This window comes from Clostridium sp. X, from assembly GCF_055755365.1.
In genome coordinates, this window is the sequence record NZ_CM146912.1 from 920,817 (window position 1) to 940,815 (window position 19,999).

General features: G+C 30.5%; 22 protein-coding genes and 1 pseudogene. 10 read left to right on the top strand and 13 right to left on the bottom strand.

Translation table 11 applies throughout. From position 1 onward, the window contains the following. Positions 1-137: 137 nt before the first annotated feature. The 4 genes and pseudogenes from ACX0KU_RS04665 to ACX0KU_RS04680 all read right to left on the bottom strand — a co-directional run bounded on the left by ACX0KU_RS04665 (position 138) and on the right by ACX0KU_RS04680 (position 2,191). Positions 138-962 carry a nitroreductase family protein gene (locus ACX0KU_RS04665; protein ID WP_472991734.1) on the bottom strand — a complete coding sequence of 275 codons (825 nt, stop codon included), beginning with the start codon at positions 960-962 and terminating at the stop codon, positions 138-140. Between the two features lie 189 nt (positions 963-1,151). Next, positions 1,152-1,361, bottom strand: a pseudogene (locus ACX0KU_RS04670) (MBL fold metallo-hydrolase); the annotation flags it as partial. 109 nt (positions 1,362-1,470) lie between these two features. Then, positions 1,471-1,623: an MBL fold metallo-hydrolase gene (locus tag ACX0KU_RS04675; protein WP_472991735.1), complete on the bottom strand. Its 153-nt coding sequence runs from the start codon at positions 1,621-1,623 to the stop codon at positions 1,471-1,473. Positions 1,624-1,777: 154 nt separating this feature from the next. Next, entirely contained in the window at positions 1,778-2,191 is a 414-nt protein-coding gene (locus tag ACX0KU_RS04680; RefSeq protein WP_472991736.1) for a DsbA family oxidoreductase, read from the bottom strand. 159 nt (positions 2,192-2,350) lie between these two features. Between ACX0KU_RS04680 and ACX0KU_RS04685 the strand changes: the two genes are divergently transcribed. The 4 genes from ACX0KU_RS04685 (at position 2,351) to ACX0KU_RS04700 (ending at position 5,416) form a co-directional block, all read left to right on the top strand. Beyond that, positions 2,351-2,686 carry a winged helix-turn-helix transcriptional regulator gene (locus ACX0KU_RS04685; RefSeq protein WP_472991738.1) on the top strand — a complete coding sequence of 112 codons (336 nt, stop codon included), beginning with the start codon at positions 2,351-2,353 and terminating at the stop codon, positions 2,684-2,686. Positions 2,687-3,012: 326 nt separating this feature from the next. Further along, positions 3,013-3,360: a hypothetical protein gene (locus ACX0KU_RS04690; protein WP_472991739.1), complete on the top strand. Its 348-nt coding sequence runs from the start codon at positions 3,013-3,015 to the stop codon at positions 3,358-3,360. After that, positions 3,314-4,600 carry an MMPL family transporter gene (locus tag ACX0KU_RS04695; protein WP_472991740.1) on the top strand — a complete coding sequence of 429 codons (1,287 nt, stop codon included), beginning with the start codon at positions 3,314-3,316 and terminating at the stop codon, positions 4,598-4,600. The genes ACX0KU_RS04690 and ACX0KU_RS04695 overlap by 47 nt, the downstream gene beginning before the upstream one ends. Positions 4,601-5,017: 417 nt before the next feature. Next, positions 5,018-5,416, top strand: a complete 399-nt coding sequence (locus tag ACX0KU_RS04700) for a hypothetical protein (protein ID WP_472991741.1) — start codon at positions 5,018-5,020, stop codon at positions 5,414-5,416. A gap of 125 nt (positions 5,417-5,541) precedes the next feature. On the opposite strand, the gene rlmH is transcribed toward ACX0KU_RS04700, so the two are convergent. The 6 genes from rlmH to ACX0KU_RS04730 all read right to left on the bottom strand — a co-directional run bounded on the left by rlmH (position 5,542) and on the right by ACX0KU_RS04730 (position 10,251). Next, positions 5,542-6,021: a 23S rRNA (pseudouridine(1915)-N(3))-methyltransferase RlmH gene (gene rlmH / locus ACX0KU_RS04705; protein ID WP_472991742.1), complete on the bottom strand. Its 480-nt coding sequence runs from the start codon at positions 6,019-6,021 to the stop codon at positions 5,542-5,544. After that, complete coding sequence (locus ACX0KU_RS04710) at positions 6,018-6,902, bottom strand: response regulator (RefSeq protein ID WP_472991743.1); 885 nt, start codon at positions 6,900-6,902, stop codon at positions 6,018-6,020. The genes rlmH and ACX0KU_RS04710 overlap by 4 nt, the downstream gene beginning before the upstream one ends. A 110-nt stretch (positions 6,903-7,012) precedes the next feature. After that, positions 7,013-7,516, bottom strand: coding sequence for an SEC-C metal-binding domain-containing protein (locus ACX0KU_RS04715; RefSeq protein ID WP_472991744.1), 504 nt, complete (start codon positions 7,514-7,516; stop codon positions 7,013-7,015). An 83-nt stretch (positions 7,517-7,599) separates the two neighbouring features. Continuing rightward, a complete protein-coding gene (locus ACX0KU_RS04720) occupies positions 7,600-8,163 on the bottom strand; it encodes a GerMN domain-containing protein (RefSeq protein ID WP_472991745.1) in 564 nt (187 codons plus the stop codon). 13 nt (positions 8,164-8,176) lie between these two features. Beyond that, positions 8,177-8,962 (bottom strand): MBL fold metallo-hydrolase, encoded by a 786-nt coding sequence (locus ACX0KU_RS04725; RefSeq protein ID WP_472991746.1) that lies wholly within the window; start codon positions 8,960-8,962, stop codon positions 8,177-8,179. A 29-nt stretch (positions 8,963-8,991) separates the two neighbouring features. Then, positions 8,992-10,251 (bottom strand): UDP-N-acetylglucosamine 1-carboxyvinyltransferase, encoded by a 1,260-nt coding sequence (locus ACX0KU_RS04730; protein ID WP_472991747.1) that lies wholly within the window; start codon positions 10,249-10,251, stop codon positions 8,992-8,994. Between the two features lie 311 nt (positions 10,252-10,562). On the opposite strand from ACX0KU_RS04730, the gene ACX0KU_RS04735 reads away from it, so the two are divergent. The 5 genes from ACX0KU_RS04735 (at position 10,563) to ACX0KU_RS04755 (ending at position 14,243) form a co-directional block, all read left to right on the top strand. Next, complete coding sequence (locus tag ACX0KU_RS04735; protein WP_472991748.1) at positions 10,563-11,111, top strand: 2'-5' RNA ligase; 549 nt, start codon at positions 10,563-10,565, stop codon at positions 11,109-11,111. Between the two features lie 157 nt (positions 11,112-11,268). Continuing rightward, entirely contained in the window at positions 11,269-11,754 is a 486-nt protein-coding gene (locus tag ACX0KU_RS04740) for a dUTP diphosphatase (protein ID WP_472991749.1), read from the top strand. Between the two features lie 80 nt (positions 11,755-11,834). Beyond that, entirely contained in the window at positions 11,835-12,266 is a 432-nt protein-coding gene (locus tag ACX0KU_RS04745; protein ID WP_472991750.1) for a DMT family transporter, read from the top strand. A gap of 190 nt (positions 12,267-12,456) precedes the next feature. Next, a complete protein-coding gene (locus tag ACX0KU_RS04750) occupies positions 12,457-13,650 on the top strand; it encodes a S8 family serine peptidase (protein ID WP_472991751.1) in 1,194 nt (397 codons plus the stop codon). A 74-nt stretch (positions 13,651-13,724) separates the two neighbouring features. Then, on the top strand, positions 13,725-14,243 hold the full coding sequence (locus tag ACX0KU_RS04755; protein ID WP_472991752.1) for a ferritin: 519 nt from the start codon (positions 13,725-13,727) through the stop codon (positions 14,241-14,243). Positions 14,244-14,978: 735 nt separating this feature from the next. Here ACX0KU_RS04755 and ACX0KU_RS04760 read toward each other — a convergent pair. The 3 genes from ACX0KU_RS04760 to ACX0KU_RS04770 form a co-directional block, all read right to left on the bottom strand. Beyond that, positions 14,979-16,223, bottom strand: coding sequence for a competence/damage-inducible protein A (locus tag ACX0KU_RS04760; protein WP_472991753.1), 1,245 nt, complete (start codon positions 16,221-16,223; stop codon positions 14,979-14,981). Positions 16,224-16,322: 99 nt separating this feature from the next. Beyond that, positions 16,323-16,604, bottom strand: a complete 282-nt coding sequence (locus ACX0KU_RS04765) for a YciI family protein (RefSeq protein WP_472991754.1) — start codon at positions 16,602-16,604, stop codon at positions 16,323-16,325. Between the two features lie 127 nt (positions 16,605-16,731). Continuing rightward, on the bottom strand, positions 16,732-19,107 hold the full coding sequence (locus ACX0KU_RS04770) for an ATP-dependent DNA helicase (RefSeq protein ID WP_472991755.1): 2,376 nt from the start codon (positions 19,105-19,107) through the stop codon (positions 16,732-16,734). Positions 19,108-19,272: 165 nt separating this feature from the next. On the opposite strand from ACX0KU_RS04770, the gene ACX0KU_RS04775 reads away from it, so the two are divergent. Further along, positions 19,273-19,908, top strand: coding sequence for a DUF975 family protein (locus ACX0KU_RS04775; protein ID WP_472991756.1), 636 nt, complete (start codon positions 19,273-19,275; stop codon positions 19,906-19,908). Positions 19,909-19,999: the final 91 nt, after the last annotated feature.

Consider the following 19,999-nt stretch of genomic DNA (forward strand, 5'->3'; position numbering starts at 1 on the left):
TATAATACGGTTCACCGTATCGCTAGTAAATGATATTTTATCTATTAAATTTTTATACATACCATCCAGTTAAACTAAATAATATTTTTCTAAAATACATCTTTTCTTCTTATTATTTGTGATATTATCATATGATTCTATAATCTTATTACTTTTACATCTTTTCTTGGTACAGTTCTTTTATATTTTACTCTTGGGTATCCAATTAGCATACAAGCTACAAATTCTTCACCTTGTTCTATTTGTAATAATCCCCTTATTTTAGGATTAACTGATAAAGCTCTTTCCAAAAATCCACTAAAATATGTTCCAAGCCCTAAAGCATTTATCATAAGTTCCATTTTTGCTGCTGCTAAAGCCCCATTTACAACTCTATTTGCCTTTATTACTATTAATAAAGGTGCTTTAAAGAATAATCTATCTTCACCATCTGGATTTTCTAAAAAGTTTTTATACATTTGTTTCCACATATGTGCGTATGTAATAAGTTGTTTTAGTGTATTTTCACCGGATATCATTTTATCTGACATTTCATTTAATGTTTCTAGAACTATTTGTCTAACTTCTTGAAGTTTATCTTTTACAATAACATAAGAAACATCTTGAGTATTACCACCGGTTTGCGTAAACTTGCCTACTTCAATTATTTTTTGTATTTTTTCTTCTTCTATATCATCTTTTTTAAATAATCTAACACTTCTTCTAAACTTCATGAAGTTCATTAAATTCTCTGGGTCTATATCAAAACTTTCCTTATTATATTCCATTACTTCATCCATTGAATATTCTTCTTCATCATTTGAAGATACTGCTTTAACTGGACAAATGGCAATACAGTGACCACACTTTATACATGATTCATTTTTTATATGTGACTTTTCATTAATTACCTCTATATCGCTTACTATACAATCTTGTTTACATAAAGTACATCTTATGCATTTATCTGTATTTACTATCATTTTAGTCTCTCCTATGTTTATATTTTTTTCTATGGTAATTATACAACTTAAATTATATAGTTAAAATCTAAAGATTTGTTTCTGTATATTTTTCTCATTCGCTACAGTCGTTGGCTTACTATGTTCAGAATATAGTATTGTGTTATCTGGCAATGAAAAAATCTTCTGCACAATTCCTATAAACAGCTGAATTGCATTACCTCCGTAAAAATCACTACGACCTATACTTCCTGCAAATATTGTATCACCAACAAATGCAATATTTTTATCTACGCTATAGTATACTACTGAATCTAAAGTATGCCCTAGTACATAAATTACTCTTAATATAATATCGGGATTTACTTCTAATGTAATGATATCATTGTCTTTTAAATATTTTACATCCTCTAGTGTAATATTCCTTCTACAGCTTCTAGATAGGTTTCATACAGAATTTGTAACATATTTATTTCCTTCACTATGCATATAAATGAAAACATTAAGTTTCTTACTAATCTGCTTTGCATCACCCATAAACTAATTTTTCTTTCTTTATGATTTGTAATAACTTATCTGCCTCAGCACCTGGATCAATCAAAAATCCATGATTTATAGTATCATCAATATAAAAATATGCATTTGTCCCAAATACATCTCTAACTGATATTTGTTTTATCATACCTATTCTCCGCTAATGTGACATCCATCTGATCCACATACCATACCATCCATAGTTTTATGTAATTCAGCTTTCTCTTTTTTTAATAATTCTTCCAATGCTTTTCGAATTAATTTAGTAGGCTGCGCTCCATATATGGAATATTCTCCATTTATTAAAAAATATGGTACTCCATGAATTCCATATTATCTGTAAAGTATGCCCTAAATAACTTTTCAGATATACCTTTCTTTCCTTTACTTTCTGCAAACTTTGTTAAACGATGTGCATCAAAAGTATTCGTATATCGTGTTGATATATACCTAAAATCGATTCCTTCTTCTATTGCAATATTTGTAATTTCATCTATTCTTTGTTTAGCCATCTCTTCACTTAATCCATATTTTTTTGCAAACCTCTCTAGTGTAGTTGATGTCATCTCATAACTTGCATTAGGATCTAATTCAAAACTTCTCATAATGACTTCAATTTCATTTTTATTATCAATCTCCTCCAATGCTTTTTCTAATCTTATTTCTCCAATATAACAATATGGACATGCATAGTCAGACCATAACTCAATTTTCATAATCTACCTACCTCTTTCTTTTTTAATTTCTATCAATTATTATAATTATATATTCCATATAAACAAGTACGCAAAAATAATATAGATACTATATAAAAGTATAGTAATAGGAAATATAGTTCAATAATGTATTAATTTTTTAGAAAGCGGTGAAACAAAATGACAGATTCAAACGAAAGGTTTACTGACTGTCCTCTCGAATATACTACTAGTCTCCTTGGCGGTAAATGGAAAATCAAGCTTATTTGGATTATTTATGATGCTGAACACATACGATTTAATCAATTAAAACGTAAGCTAGATGGAATTACAGATTTAATGCTTACTAAAATACTAAAAGAGTTGGTAAACGAGAACATTATTAATAGGAAGCAATACAATGAAATACCTCCTCATGTTGAATATTCTCTAACAGATAATGGGTTAAAATTAATTAATGCTCTTGCTGAAATACGTAAATGGACAATAGATATACAAAACAATGAAGCAAGATAAGCATATTACTTATGATACGGTATTTCGGGACATAAAAGCAGCCCTAGGCATTGATATTACTTGCATAAGGCTACTTTTAGCATTTATTTATGATACGGTTCTCCGCAACAGTACTAACGGAGGTTTAATCATATAATTCTCTATATTCTTATTTGTATAACTCCTAATCTCATTATTAATTACCTTTATTCTGTACAGGTGTAAAACTAAAACTTTCAATAAGACTATAAGAATCCTGAATACAGTCTATTGACATCTATGTAATTATATTATCAATGTTAGTAAGTACTTACATTTACAGATAAGTATTAAGGGAGGATAATTTGATGTTTAAGTTCCTGTCAAAAATCATAACAAACTGGCCTGTAAAGGCTCTTTCAACCACATTGGTTCTGATGCTTGTCTTCGCTGTTGGTGCTACAAATATTAGATTGGCAACCAGCAACGATACTCTTATAGAAACCAGCAGTGAGGTTTATCAGAATAATCTTAGCCTTGAATCTGAATTTGGCGGAGAGGCAATCATTGTTTTATTTGAGGGAAAGGAAGCAACGGATCTTCTGACTCCAGAAGCAAGCACAGCAATTAAGTCAGATAAGCACTCAACTTTTACAGTTGTCAGAGAAAATGACTACGATTTCTCAAAACAGTGCTGCCCTCCCTACTGTTCCTGAAAACACTATTACAGGCCTTAAGGGGATTAAAAGCAATCTAGGCAGCAAGCTAGGTGGTATCAAGGATATGAATGAAAGTCAAAAGGAGCAATTAGCAAATTTAAAACAGCTTGGAAGCGGACTGTCTGAAATGGGAGGCAACTTAATAACCATTAGTGAGAATTTAGGAACCATGATATCCTACTCAGATGCCAAAGCACCCTCTATCCCAACTACTCAAAGAACTATAGACAAGATGCTCTATGATGATAATGGACAGCTTAGATCCATATTTAATGGATTGATTACTGAAGATAAATATATGACTTTTATAGTTAAGCTTAAAGGTAACGTAAACGACACAGCCAAAAGCAATATATCCGCTTCAATTAAAGACTTTATTAAGGCAAATCCTGTAAAAGACGTTGAAGTGTTATTAAATAAATTCACACGAAAAGTAATCTCTATAAAATGGATTATAATACTCCTAGCTCTTACTACTACCGGCTTTGGAATTTGGGGAGATTTGAGAGTTGGAGTTGAAACCGATATCGAAAACTTCATGCCTCAGAATGTTCAGGAATTAAAGGATATTCATAAGCTAAGAGATGTTCTAGGGGCTACAGACCAGATTTCTATCCTTATCAGTGGTGAAAATGTTCTTAGCGAAAATTCTCTCGCTTGGGTTGATAAAATAACCGAAGCTTTGGGTAAAGAATTTCCCTCTGTAGTAGTTGAGACTAAATCCCTCACCTCTGTAATGAGACAGACTAATGACAACAAAGCCCCGACTGTTTCCGAAACTAAAGATTTCATAAAGGATATGCCAGAAAGCCAGCTGAAGCTTCTCCTGAATAAAGAAAAATCAAAAGGAGTTATTACCGTTGGAATAAAGCATCTTGAGGCTCAGGAGCTAAAAAACTTCATTGAGAACTTAAATGACTATATATCAAACAATAGTTCACAAGAATTAAAAATTACTGTTACAGGAAAATCTGTATTGGATGTTGAGATGATGTCTGCATTGACAACAGGACGGTATAAAACGACTCTGCTTGGAATGGCTGCTGTGTTTCTTAGACTATTGTTCATCTATCGTCATCCTGTTAAAGCCTTTATTCCACTGCTCCCTATAATTTTTATAGTAGGCTGGTCCGGAGGAATAATGTACCTGTTTGACATCAAATATACGCCACTCACTGCTACACTTGGAGCTCTTATTATCGGTATAGGAACAGAATTTACTATTCTAATAATGTAGAGATTTTTTGAAGAGAATGAAACTTTAGTAAGACTATTAATTTCTGAGAGTATTATGGGTAATTTGCCTGAGGATATGAATTTTACAAATTTAATATTTAACAGCTTGAAGTCTGCGCTTCAGATGCATTTTGACCGCTTGGGACAGGAATATGACGCTGAATTTTATGCGAAACAGATAGGAAGTCTGCTGCTCGGCCATGCAATACTTCCTTCTTCCTACCCCTTCCACATGCTCAGCTCTAAGGAGAAAGAATGTCTAATTTCAAAATATATTCGCAGTCTTAATGCAAACTTATAGGAGAGACATCTCTCCTTTTGTTTTTTGTATTAAAGTATGAACTTATTTTGCATAAGTTTTGATAAGAAGATAACAATAGGATTAGAGTAGATAATTTAATAAATGGAGTTGAGCAAAATGTATTTAAAATATTCTTTAGGCTTTTTAATTGCCTCGTTAGCACAGGCAGCTGTAGTTGCCTTGACAGAATTTATGAATATTTCTTCATTAGGTGTCAATATGACTTTTTCCCAGCTATTAATTCACGTTATAGCCGGCCAAATTGCAGGATATATACTCTTGCTTACTATGCGAAAGATAGAGTTTATCAGAAATGCAGGTACTTTACCAATAGGAATTACATGGGGTATAATTGTTTGGGCTATTATTATCCCTATTAATTCAGCTCAAGGGAAAATAAATGCTCCTTGGTTAAATACACCTACATTGTTATTTAGCATTATAGCATTTATCTTATTTGGTATAATTTCAGCAAACACGATAAAAATGATTGATTTTAAAGAACAAAAACTATGATAGTCTATCTTTACTAGTAATATTACAACTAATTTAATCATCAATAATTCCAAAACCCTCAACAGAAATGTTGAGGGTTTTGTAGTGAAATCCTTTCATTATAAGCCACGGCATAAAAACCTCCGTTACTTATGATACGGTTCACCATTAATTATCCTGAACCCTCTATAAACCTGCTCAAGTAATATAACCCTCATAAGCTGATGAGGAAAGGTCATCTTGGAGAAAGAGAGCTTATAGTCAGCTCTATTTAAAACTTCCTTAGATAGCCCAAGAGAGCCTCCTATAATGAAAGCAATATTACTATTGCCTCTTATCCCTTGCTCCTTTATAAATTCCCCTAGTTCTTCTGAAGATATCATTTTACCTTCTATAGCTAGGGCTACTACAAACATATTATCTTTAATATTTTTTAGTATATTTGCTCCTTCTTTTTCTTTTATAATTAACTCCTCTTTCTCAGAGGCATTGTCAGGAGTCTTTTCATCATTTAGCTCAACTATATCTAATTTGCAATATCTGCTTAATCTTTTGCTGTATTCATCAATGGCAGCTCTTAAGTACTTTTCTTTTAACTTCCCTACTGAGATAACTGTTATATTCATATTTTCTCCATTCTTTTGAAGTTATTTATTTTTTCAATTGTTTCTTGTCTAGCTTTTAGAATCAATTCTTCTTTATTTCTTCCATCATTAGGATAGTTAACAAAGGTACACTCTAAGTAGTAAGGCTTAAGAATTTCAGTACTTCTTTTTAATTCTTCAAATAATTGTCTAATTTTTTCTTCTATAACCTTTTCTTCTTTGTTATCTACACTTCTAAAAGCTGCTATAAAACTTTGAAAACCATATTTAGTTAATACCTCTGGGTCCTTTAATGTCTCTTTTAACTTAGGATATATAATATCAGCTACAATTTTATATTCTCTTTCTAATTTAACTGTAAATTCTTCAACTTTTTTAAAAAATGTTATCATAATTATAGATAGATTGTTCTCTTGCTTATTTACTATAACTTCAGGTTTAAACGGAGATATTTCTTTATTCTTTAGTTCTTTCACATTACTTACGGAAACCTTATTTCCTTGAATTATAAATTTTCTATGAGCTATTTTATTTTTACCCTCTTGAATATTTTCAAGTACTCTTTTAACTAAAACTTTATCATTAAAGGGCTTTAGCATATAATCAACAACTCCAGCCTTTATCCCCTTTACAAACTGTTTTTTCCTATTTTCTGTGGTCAATATTAATACAGGTATGTTCATTCCTTTAATGTTTAATTTGCTTATAATGTCAAGTCCATTCTCGTTACCTAAATTAATTTCTAATATTATAAGATCTATATCATAATTCAATTGAGCTAGTATAGTGAAAAGCTGCCTAGAACTGGTAGCTTCATATATATTAATTCTATGTTCTTCTAGTAGCTCCTTAATTCTATTTCTGATATATGCTTTATCATCTACTATTAATATATTTGCCATAATAAACATCTCCTTATAATTAATTTATCGTATGGCCAAGTACAAGGATGATAAGATTTTATAAATTAATATAAAAAAGAATCGACAGTGTCGATTCTTACCTATATTAATTATGCATTAGCACCACAACATTTTTTATGTTTTTTGCCACTTCCGCAACTACATGGATCATTTCTTCCTACTTTATCTTCTTTAACTACTACTTTAGAAGCTCTCCATGCTTGAGTTATTTCTTTTCTCTTTTCTGCTGAGAATATGCCTTCCCATTGTGGAAGAGTATATAAATAATCAGCTTTTGCATCTATCATATTAAAGTATAGCTTCTCAAAATCTATATTTAACTCAACTACAGTATTCTTTTCTGAATTCTCAATGTCAAATGGTTCTACTAAACTATCATTTATTCCATCTAAAAATCCTACAAAAAACTTTATATCAGTATTAAACTTGTTTGACAATTCTTCAATAGGTCCCTTAACTGTCTCATTGTGATTTGCTAGTATTTTTGCATATATACTCTTTTCCATATCGCCGTATTCTCTCCAGAAAGCAGCTTCTCCTTTGTGTTTAACATACTCTACAACCATATCTGTCCACTCTTTGTACAAATTCATTGTTCATTCTCCTTCTGTAAATTACATTTAACTATAATCTCATCCATATTATAATAAATATTTACTTTTTTTTCAATTAGAATTTATTTCCTCATGCTATTAATATCATTAATGTCAAATGGCTTTTCAATGTTAAAATTACCACCTAATGTTCCTATGTTTTTATTTTCAACTACTATTTTCACCTTTTCTACAGACTTCAATTGAGTTAATGACAATACTATACTTCTAAGGCAAGCCTCTTCTCTAGCTATGGTCATATTATAATTTACATCTGAACTTAAATTAACATAGGCAATTTTATCTTTAATTGAAAAACTCAAAAGTTTAGCTTCCTTTGGAAATATAGGCTTTAATTGACTTTTAATAGATGGTCCTTTAATAAGTTCTTGCATTATAACCTCTCCTAAAAGTTCCTCCTCTTTAATAACCCTTTCCTCTTTCATAACCTCTGCTTTCTTTTCATCTACTGATCCATCAAAATAAACTTCGATATTAATCCAATCTTCATCAGAATTTACTAGTTTCAAGTTCTTAATTTTTTCATTACTCTTTACAATTGGCTTATCTTGCTTACCACATCCTATAAGAGTAATTAAAGTTGTCACTATTAATATGGCTAATAATAGCTTGAACAATCTTTTCATATTATTATCCCCCTTAAAACTCAATGTAATTGCTAGGCATATCTCTCTTAGCCATACTAATACATACATCTTCCTGTATCTTTATGTCATTTTCTCTGAGTACACTTATTACTGTTTCATAGGCGAGTTCTGGATAATTATTTGTTTTACTTAGATGCCCTAATATAATTTTTTTGCTATTATTTTTAATCATACTAACTATAGCTTTACCACAGTCATAGTTAGATAAATGACCATGATCACTTAATATTCTTCTCTTTAGTGGGTATGGATAAGGCCCAAACTTTAGCATTTCTACATCATGATTGCTCTCTAACAATACTATGTCTGAGCCCATGATTGCCTCTTCTACTTCCTTAGAAAAGTACCCTAAATCTGTAGCTATACTTACTTTATTCTTGCCACAGCATACAAAGTACCCAATAGGATCTGCGGCATCATGTGGTATAGAATAGTTAGATATACATAGATCCTTTATAACAACTTCATCACTATCTAGTATCTTTATATTATTCTCTTTAATCTTTCCTATACCTTTTCCCATACCTTCCCAAGTTAACTTATTGGCATATATAGGAATATCATATCTTCGTGATAATACTCCAACCCCTTTAACATGATCACTATGTTCATGAGTAATAAAAATTCCATCTATATCATTAGGATTCTTATTAATACTGGCTAGAGCATTTTCTATGCTTTTACCTGGCAATCCTGCATCTACTAAAATACTACCATACTCCGACGCAACATATATACTATTTCCACTACTACCACTGTATAAAGGGCAAAATATCATCTTGGATTCTCCAATCATTTAAATATCTTTTAGCTTTCAGTGACTCTTGTTATCTTAGCCCCAAGTCTATTAAATTTCTCTTCGATAAATGGATATCCTCTGTCTATGTGTTCAATATCTATTATCTCAGTAATTCCTTCCGCTACAAGTCCAGCTATAACCATAGCCGCGCCTGCTCTTAAATCTGTAGCTCTTACTCTAGCTCCTGTGAGTTTTTCAACTCCCTCTATAATAGCTAGATTATTTTCTACGCTTATCTTAGCTCCCATTTTCTTTAGCTCATCTACATGTTTAAATCTACTTTCCCATATGCTCTCATTAACTATTCCTCTTCCTTTAGCTATGCTTAAAAGAGTAGTCATAGGTTGCTGAACATCTGTAGGAAATCCAGGATAAGGTAATGTTTTTACATTTACTCCCCTTAAGTCTCCTGTACTTTCTACTGTAATACTATCTCCATGCTCAATTACATTAACACCCATCTCTATAAGCTTTGCTGAAATAGATTCTAGATGCTTTGGTATAACATTATTTATCTTTACTCGTCCTCCACAAGCTGCTGTGGCAATCATGTATGTACCAGCTTCAATTTGATCTGGAATAACACTATAATTACATCCAACTAATTCTTTTACTCCAGATACTTTAATTACATCTGTTCCTGCTCCCTTTATATCAGCTCCCATAGTATTCAAAAAGTTTGCAACGTCTACTATATGTGGCTCTTTTGCTGCATTCTCAAGAATAGTCTTTCCCTCTGCAAGTGTAGCTGCAAGCATTACGTTTATAGTAGCTCCCACACTTACTACATCGAAATATATATTAGTACCAATTAACTTATCTGCTTCTATAACTACTGCTCCATGTTCTATCTTAACTCTTGCCCCAAGTGCCTCAAAGCCCTTTATATGTTGATCAATAGGCCTTACACCTATAGCACATCCTCCTGGCATCTCAACTCTAGCCTTTTTAAATCTTCCTAAAAGAGCTCCAATCAAATAATAAGATGCTCTCATTCTTCTAACATCTTCTGTATTTGCATCACTGCTATGTATAGTAGTACTATCTATAGTTACAGTATTTTTATTTCTACTTACTGTTGCTCCTAGGCTATCAATTATTCTCTCTATGCATTCCGTATCACTAATTTGCGGTATATTCTCAATAGTACAAATTCCTCGGCTAGCCATTATAGCTGCAGGTAAAATAGCTACTGCTGCATTCTTTGCACCACTTATTTCTATATCACCATTTAAAAATTTGCCTCCATCAATAATCAGCTTATCCATATGATTATCCATCCTTATTATTTATTTTATTGTATACTCTAAGTATAATATTCTTCATCTATGTAAATTTTATATCTTAAATATCATAATTAATATGTTACAGAAATTATTATAGCATAATCCTAATTATTTTTAATACTTATTTTTTTATGTAAGTATAGTATAAAATTTCTACTATATAAATATTTATAAGATTACTGTAGAATTTATACGTAAATTCCTATATATTTGCATATTTATAAGTTTAAAATTTACAATTATAATAAATATGATATAATAACAATAAACATTATTGTAGTCGGGGGATAACCATGAAATATAATTTAGTTGCATTATTTGATAATAATTCTAACAAACTAATAGAAGTTACCCAGAAAAATCTTTGCAGAAAATACAAACTTCATAAGATTAATCAACACCAATTTTTTATTCCTATACAAACAGTGATAGACCCTGATATAGATAAATTTAATAAGATTATTCTTGACACTTTAGCTCCATACAAAAAATTCAAAGTTAGAATAGCTCCTAATATTTGTTTAGATAAATCCTTAAAGACCGTTAATCTTAAGATAGATAGTAAAGGATATATAATTAGAATTGCGAGAAATATATCTGAAACTCTTTCTTTAAGTGGATTTAATATAAAACCTGATTATGAAAAAGAATTACAAATAGCACTTGCAAGTTCTAACTATAACATAAGAAAATCCTTCACCCAAGATGAACGTACGACTGCTATAGATAAAATTGAAGAGGTTTCTTATGACTTTGCAAAAATAACTCATCTTCAACTTTGGAAATCAGTTAGTAATAAAAAAGAAATGTTAGTTCGTGACTATCCGTTAAGAGAATACTAATTATAATTTTAAGCAATCGATTTCAATTTATATATTACTCCAAATAAATTAAATTTTTCTCCAAAAAAAAATGTAAACGATTTGCCTCTCTTCCAATATTTTTAAAAATATTATAAAATGTACTTATGCGGAATGTGAAGAAAGGCGGTACTACACCATGAATCTTACCAATCTATTTGAGTTACAACGAGATCTCGATATGAGAATAATCAAAGAACACGGTTTACATAATCAATCTCTATGTTTAAAAAAAATTCTAGCCCTTCAAGTTGAAATAAGTGAACTTGCAAATGAAACTAGATGTTTTAAATTTTGGAGTACTAAAGGTCCATCATCAAAAGAAGTGATTTTAGAAGAATATGTAGATTGTTTACACTTTATATTAAGTTTAGGTCTTGAAAAAAACTATTCCGATATAGATATTGAATTAAGATATGATGAATCAGAATTGACTGAAAAATTTGTAAATATACATATAGACATTAATGATCTGATCATTTGTCCTTCTATGGATAATTATAAAACCCTGTTTGAAGATTTTTTGTCCTTAGGAGTATCCCTTGGTTTTTCTGTGTCTGAAGTTGAAAAAGCCTATCATGCTAAAAATGTAATAAACCATAAAAGACAAGATACTGGTTATTAAGAATGATCCAATACACCTATCCATCTAGATTAATAGAACCTATATTTTAGGGTACACTAGCTATGGAGGGTGATTTTTTTATGTTTGGATTAATTTGTTCTATTCTTGCAGGTGTTTTTATGAGTTTACAAGGTGTATTTAACACTCGTCTTTCTGCCAAAATAGGTCTTTGGGAAACTAATACTTTAGTACAAGGTATCGGATTTATACTAACCCTAGCTATTACAATGTTTATAGGAAAAGGCAGCTTTAAAGAAATAGGTTCGGCAAATAAATTATATCTTCTAGGTGGTCCTCTTGGATCTGCTATTATTTTCACTGTAATGTGCGGTATTTCGAAACTTGGGCCTGCTTATGCCATTGGTGCAATATTAATTGCTCAGCTTATCTCTGCGGGCCTTATAGAAGCTTTTGGACTATTTGATTCTGAAACATGTAGTTTCGGTATGAATAAAATATTAGGTATAGGTATAATGCTATTAGGTATATTAGTATTTAAATGGAAGAGATAAGAGCTAGAGAGGATACTTTCTAACTCTTATCTTTTTATGTTTTAAACTACTTTTTTATATTTACACTCTTTATAACTTTTATGTAACTAATCAGCACTATTATATCATATTATTTATTAGCTTTAGAATTAACATTTAAGTCTCTATAAAACTATATTATATAATAGAGTATTGTATTAGGAGGGTATTTATGTTTTCCCTAAAAAGCAAATTAGAGCCAAATTTAAAAAGCGCTTTAAAAAATAAAATATATAAAAATTATCGTGTTATAATACATTGCACCTCTCTTCAAGAAAAAGTTGAGAGTAAAATTCTAAATTCAAGATGTACTATTATACGTTCAATTCCTTATCTAGGTTGTATTTCGGCCTCCTTACCTTTAAATATTATAGAAAAGCTTATTGAATATCCTCAGGTAGATCATATTTGCTTTGATAACTATGCTTTACTATGTGGAAGCAGTGTTCTTGGAGCTAATGGAGTAAAGTTAGAAGGAAAGTATAAGCTAACTGGAAAGAATGTATGTATCGGTGTAGTTGATAGTGGTATATATCCTCACACTGACTTAAAGAAACCTAATAATCGAATTATACAATTTGTAGACTTAATTAATAATCTAAATCACCCTTATGATGATAATGGCCATGGCACCTTTGTTAGTGGAATTATCTCATCAAGTGGTTTTAGCTCCAATGGAATGTACAAGGGGGTAGCGGAAAAGAGTAATATTTACATGATTAAGGCTTTCAATAGTTTAGGACGAGGTTTTATTTCTGATATATTATATGGCATTAATCAACTAATAGATGAAAGCGAAGAATATAATATTAAAATAATTTGTCTTCCTTTTGAAGTTATAGATTATGATGAATTTACATTATCCCTATTTTCTAAGCTTTTTGATAAATCCATAGAAAATAACTTAGTTATTATAGTTTCAAGCGGTCATAATACAAACGTAGAGGGTTCTATGAGAGGAATTGCACTATTAAATAACTGTATAACTGTTGGTGGCTTAGATACAACTGGTATCAAGAAGCCTTACGTTGGTTCCTCTGCAGGACAAAGCGGCAAGCTAGAGAAACCAGACTTGTCTGCTGCTTGCGTAGATATTTGCTCATTAAACTCAGATATAAATTATATATCTGAAAAAGAGGGACAAAAAATATACCCTAAACCAATAGATAAGCTTTATACCTCTTACACAGGAACCTCTTGTGCAGCTGCCTATATAAGCGGTATTTGTGCCTTACTTTTTGAAAACAATCCTAACCTAACATATAAAGACATAACTTCTTTACTTAAAACCTCATGTACTTTACTGAATATGTCAAAGTGTGTTCAAGGTTCAGGAATTATAAATATAAGCAAGCTTCTTCCATAGCATTAATGTATTTTCTATTGTTATAGTGTAATACTACTTATTATGAACTATTAATGCACTATAAGGAGGAAAAAATGATAAGTGAACAACTTTTTGAAAAATTAAATAGCCAGATGACCTTTGAGTTTGAATCAGCTCACATTTATCTTGACATGGCAGCATATTGTGCTTCGCAAGACTTAAGTGGGTTCACTAACTTTTTTAAAGTACAATCTGAAGAGGAAAAATTTCATGCCATGAAATTTTTTAATTATATTGATGAACGAGATGGTGATATTAAATTAGGCTCTTTAACACTTCCTAATAATAAATATACATCAATTCTTAATGTGTTTGAAAAGGCTCTTGAACACGAACAAGAAGTTACTAGAAGAATATATGAGCTTTCGGATATTTCTTTAGAAGAAAGAGAACACGCTACTATGAGTTTTTTAAAATGGTTTATAGATGAGCAAGTGGAAGAAGAGTCTACATTCAGTGATATTATTAAAAGATTAAAAAGAATAAATAACGATAACACTGCCTTATATATCCTAGATTCAGAGCTTGCTCAAAGGGTCTTTACCCCACCTGCAACTGAATCTGGTGCTTAATTACTTTAACTGCATATATTTAATTAACCAGGTACTACATTGTACCTGGTTATTTTTTAAGAAAAGTGTAATTATTCTGTAACTAATAGTACTATATCTGCGTATATAATTATAATTATATTTATATTACATAATGCAACTCTATAGAAAGGAGAGATCTAATGTATAGTCAAAGAGCATTGCTAAAACACACTGAGCTTTCTGGTAATATGAAAAATTTTAAAAAGAAAATGCTACTAATAAAAGGTCTGACATTATGTATTTTATCTTTGATAATATTATTTTCCTATACAAGTCATTTGTTTATTACATAAGTTTTTTAATATAAAATCAAAAAGTCGGCTATGCCGATTTTTTTCGCTTAAAATAAAAAAAGAACATACAAAATTGAATTATATCAATTCTGCACCTTCTACTTTTATTACCTAAAGTACGCCCCCGTAGCTTTAGATATAGCCCCTATGGTACTACCTATAATTATGCCCCATAATTATCTTCGGTATGAAGCCCATTTTATATTGTGAAGCCCCCTTTTTGTCATCTCCCTGTGTTTCTATAGCGTACAGTTGTCTTTTATTTAAGTACATTAAGATAATATCACCTTTTATATACTCTGTCAATGTCAAACTTAGACAAAAGCTGCAGAAACTTCATCATAATATTATAAGAAGTATAAGCGTTATAAGAGCAAAAAACTCCCTCTAACACTTATACTTCTATTATTTTATTGTTTTATTATTTTATTAAACTTTTTAAAATCTCTCTTCTTACCCATTCTAATGTTCTAGTAACTGTATTATTTCTTATTCTTTGTCTATCTCCTACTAAGTTGAACTCCTTTGTCTTTATCTCTCCTTTAAAGTAAAACCCTACATACACAAGCCCTACTGGCTTTTCTTCACTTCCGCCTCCTGGGCCTGCAATTCCAGTAGTAGATATTCCAATATCCGTTCCAGTTACCTTAGCGATACCCTGTGCCATCTCTGCTGCTGTTTGACTACTTACTGCTCCAAACTTTTCTAGAGTTTCTTTCTTCACTTTAAGTCTTTTAATTTTGGACTCATTAGTATAGGTAATTGCTCCTTCTTTAAATACAGCTGAAATACCTGGATAGTTTATTATTCTTCCTGCTAAAAGTCCTCCCGTACAAGATTCTGCTGTAGCTATACTCAAGTTATTATCAACTAACATTTTCCCTAAAACTTCTTCTATAGAAGTTTCTCCTTCACCATATACCTGATTTCCTAACCTATCTCTAATAGATTTTTCAACAGGGAGAACTAACTTTTCTGCCTCATCTTTATTTTTAGCCTTAGCAGTAATTCTTAATATTACTTCTCCTTCTTTCGCATAAGGAGCTACAGTAGGATTTGTAGAATTATCTATAATATCTTCTATCATCTCTTCTACCTGACTTTCTCCAATTCCAATAATTCTAAGTGTCTTAGAGAAGAGGACACCGTCTTGGAATTTTGATAGATAAGGAACTAGGCTTTCCTCAAACATAGCCTTCATCTCTCTTGGGGGACCTGGCAATACAGCTAAAACCTTATTATGACTTTCAATTATACATCCAGGTGCTGTACCATTATTATTAGGCATTATAATAGCATCCTTTGGAAAATAAGCTTGTTTTTTATTGCTTTCTCCCATCTCTACATTCAATCTTTTGAAAAAACCTTCTATATTTTTTAATATGTCTTCATAGAGAATGGATTCTTTTGTAAAATAATCAAAAGCCACTTCTTTCGTTAAATCATCTTTAGTAGGTCCGAGTCCTCCAGTAGTTATTACTAAATCTGCTCTTTTAAAGGCTAAATCATATGCTTGTTTTAATCTCTCTTCATTATCTCCAACAACAGATTGATGATACACATTTATTCCAAGTTCTGCTAATCGATTAGCTATATATTGACCATTGGTATTAACTATATTTCCTAATAAAATTTCAGTTCCAACTGCTAAAATTTCAGCTATCATTTTTTAACCTTCCTTCTCTTTAATCTACTCTACATTATATGAAAAAAATTAAAGGTTCATCATGAACCTTTAATAACTATACTATTCCTTATAGGTATATTATGCAATTTTAATTTTACTATCTAAAATAATTAACTCATATCTATAGGTTTTGTTCTTTACAAAGCTATTATTTTTCGCCATCTCATTAGCTTCTTTTAGATCCTTTGCTTTAAATAAAAAGGAACCTCTGTTCTTGTTAAAGAAACCTCCACCGATTAAGTATTTTCCTTCTCCTTCAGTGCCCATAGTTGTTATATGTGCACCTGTACAGTTACCTTTTGTATTTTTACCATCAATAGAATAGTTTACTCTTACAAAGAAATTAGCTCCGTTTTGCATAAATATACCCCCAATAATCAAATATACCAATTAATTCTATATTTTGATTATACAGAACACCCGTTCGCTTGTCAACATTTTCTGATTATAAAATGTATAAATGTATAATATATCCATTAAAACGACATTATATTTCAACCTTCTTTAATATATTATCGCTCCAAAACTCTTTAGTGATTTCTTCTAAATTCTGAGCATTTTTTATATTAATTACAGGATACCATTCCCTAGGAAATAATTTATAATAACTTGGATAAGAAAATCTTTCATCAATTAATAATACTACTCCTCTATCCTTCTCTGACCTAATTACTCTGCCTGCTGCTTGCATTACTTTGTTCATACCAGGATACATATAAGCATACTCAAAGCCTTTATTATTTTTATCTGAAAAGTAATTGCTTATTATATTTCTCTCTAGTCCCACTTTTGGAAGTCCTACTCCTACGATTATAGTTCCTATTAATCTATTTCCCGTTAAATCAATTCCTTCTGAAAATATGCCTCCCATTACTGCAAAGCCTACTAATGTTTCTGTATTTTTTTCAGAAAACTTATCTAAAAATATCTCTCGCTGTTCTTCATCCATTAGATTTGTCTGACATTCTATTTTCAACTCTGTATTCTTTTCAAAAAATCTTGAATAAATCTCATTCATGTATTTGTATGAAGGAAAAAAAACAAGATAATTACCTAGTTTACTTTTTATGATAAGCTCTATATCATTTACGATTTTATCATATGTAAATTCCCTATTTTTATAAGTAGTTGATATTTTATTGTCTACCATTAAACATAAATTTTCCCTATCAAAAGGAGATTTCAATTTTATTTTATACGAAGTTTCATCTCCACCTAGTATATCAATATAATAATCCATAGGCATAAGTGTAGCTGAAAATAAGATTGATGCCTTCCCTCTCTTCATTGCTTCTTTTAATAAATGAGATGGTTCTAAACAAAACAGTTTTAATTTAACATCTTCATATAGGATTTCTCCATACGTTGTATACTTCTCATTGTAGTCTTCCGAAGTTCTTATAAATGATAATACATTAAAATAGAATTCCATAAGAGAATCTTTAAAACTAGTATTGTTTTCTTTATTTTCTAGAATCCACTTTTCAGCATAAAATGTAAATTCTCTTAATAGTTGCACTAACTCGTTTGGAAGATCCTTTTGTATATAGTGATTATTACTTTCATCACATAGCTTTTTTATGTTAACCATATAGGAGTTAATCTTGTTAAGAATTTTTGATACTTCCTTTGCAGAAACTTTGCTATCCTTTTTTAGTTGTAATACTTCCTTTTTATTAATCTCTGCTGAAAACATTTCTCTTGATCTATCTACTAGATTATGGGCTTCATCAATTAGAAATGTAAAGTCTGTACTTCCTTCCATAAAGAATCTCTTTAAATATACCCTAGGATTAAATACATAGTTATAATCACAAATTATACAATCTGCAAAATTACATAGTTCCAAAGAAAATTCAAAGGGACATACCTTATGTTTCAATGAATATTTCTCTATTAATGTTCTTGTAAATTTATCTTCATTAAATATGTCCTCAACAGCTCCATTTATTCTATCAAAGAACCCTTTTGCAAATTCACATTTTTCAGTATCACATCCACCATCTGAATTAAAACATATTTTATCCTTAGCAGTAATGGTTACGTGCTTAAATTTAAGTCCTAACTCTCGCATACCTTCTACTGCCTTTTCTGCAGAAGTTCTAGTAATTGTTTTTGCTGTTAGATATAATATTTTTGAAGTGTGACCTTCTCCCATAGCTTTTATACTTGGAAATAAAGTAGCTACAGTTTTTCCTATCCCGGTTGGCGCTTGGGCAAACAGTTTTTTCCCCTCTAATATGGTTTTATATATAGAAACAGCTAGTTTTCTTTGACCCTCTCTGTAATCTTTAAAAGGAAATTCTAGTTTCTTTATAGAAGTATCTCTTGTACTCACCCATTCCTGCAGAGTTTTTGCCCAATTTATATAACTATTAACCAATGTATTAAAAAACTCTTCTAACTCCTCATAAGAGAATGTTCTATCAAGTCTCTTGATTTCTTTTGTCTCCATTTGATAATAAGTAAGTTGTACTATTATATCTCTCATACCTTTATCATGTGCATATATAAATGCATAGCATTTAGCCTGTGCCCAATGAAGCTTATTAAAATCCTCATCTATAAGCTCTAATGGAGCCATTGTTGTCTTTATTTCATCTATAATAACCTTATCACTATATTCAATTATTCCATCTGCTCTTCCACTAATCTCTAAATTTATATCTTTACTTTCAAAAATATAGGATAACATAATCTCTGCTTTATATTCCTTTGGTGCAGCCTTTTGTATTTTTTGATGCGCCCTTATGGCATCTACATTTCTTGAACTACTTATAAAAGTAGATATTAAATCTCCAGAACGAAGTATAAATTCCACTAAATTTCTTACAGAAATTTTAATGGTTTTATTAGTACTCATAGCTTTAACCCTTTCCTTACTCTTGTATTATAACTTATTATAACTTATTTCAATGAAAGTCACTATGATCATGAAATATAAAAGTTAGCTAAAAAGCTATGCATCTTTTGAACTATTGTATAATATATTATTAGATAGTATATTTTAGAAATGAGGTTAATATTTATGGAAAATTCTCAATTAAGAGCTTTAGCTCGAAAACAACTTAGTGGTAAATGGCTTAAATGTATTTTACCATTATTAGTTTACTTAGCTATTATGAGTATACTTGCTGCAATACCAATATTAGGGGTAATTGGAGGCATTGTCGTAGCTGGTCCTTTTATGTTAGGATTAACGGCCTTCACTCTTAGAGTAAAAAGAGGCGAAACTCCTTCTGTTGAATCACTATTTGATGGATTTAAAAACTTTTTAACTTCCTTTGTATTATATCTGATTATATCTATATTTACTTTTTTATGGTCTTTATTATTAGTTATACCTGGAATTATAGCAGTCTTAAGCTATTCAATGGCATTTTTTATTCTACAAGATAATCCACATCTATCTGCAATGGAGGCACTAACTGAAAGCAAGAAAATGATGAAAGGGTATAAAGGAAAATTATTCTTACTCTATTTGAGTTTTATAGGATGGATGCTTCTAACTGCTCTAACCTTTGGAATAGGATCCTTATGGCTTGCTCCTTATATGGGGGTTTCCTTTGCTAACTTTTATGATGATTTAAAAGGCAATACTCCAAATGATAAACCTACTTATGAAAAAGAAGAGCCCCTGTTCAGAGAAAATCCAAGCATATAAGTGACTCATTGGAGGAACGAGAATGAGTTTCTTCTTTACATTAAGAAAGAGCTTACACAAATTTTTGTGTTAAGCTCTTTCCTAATGATAT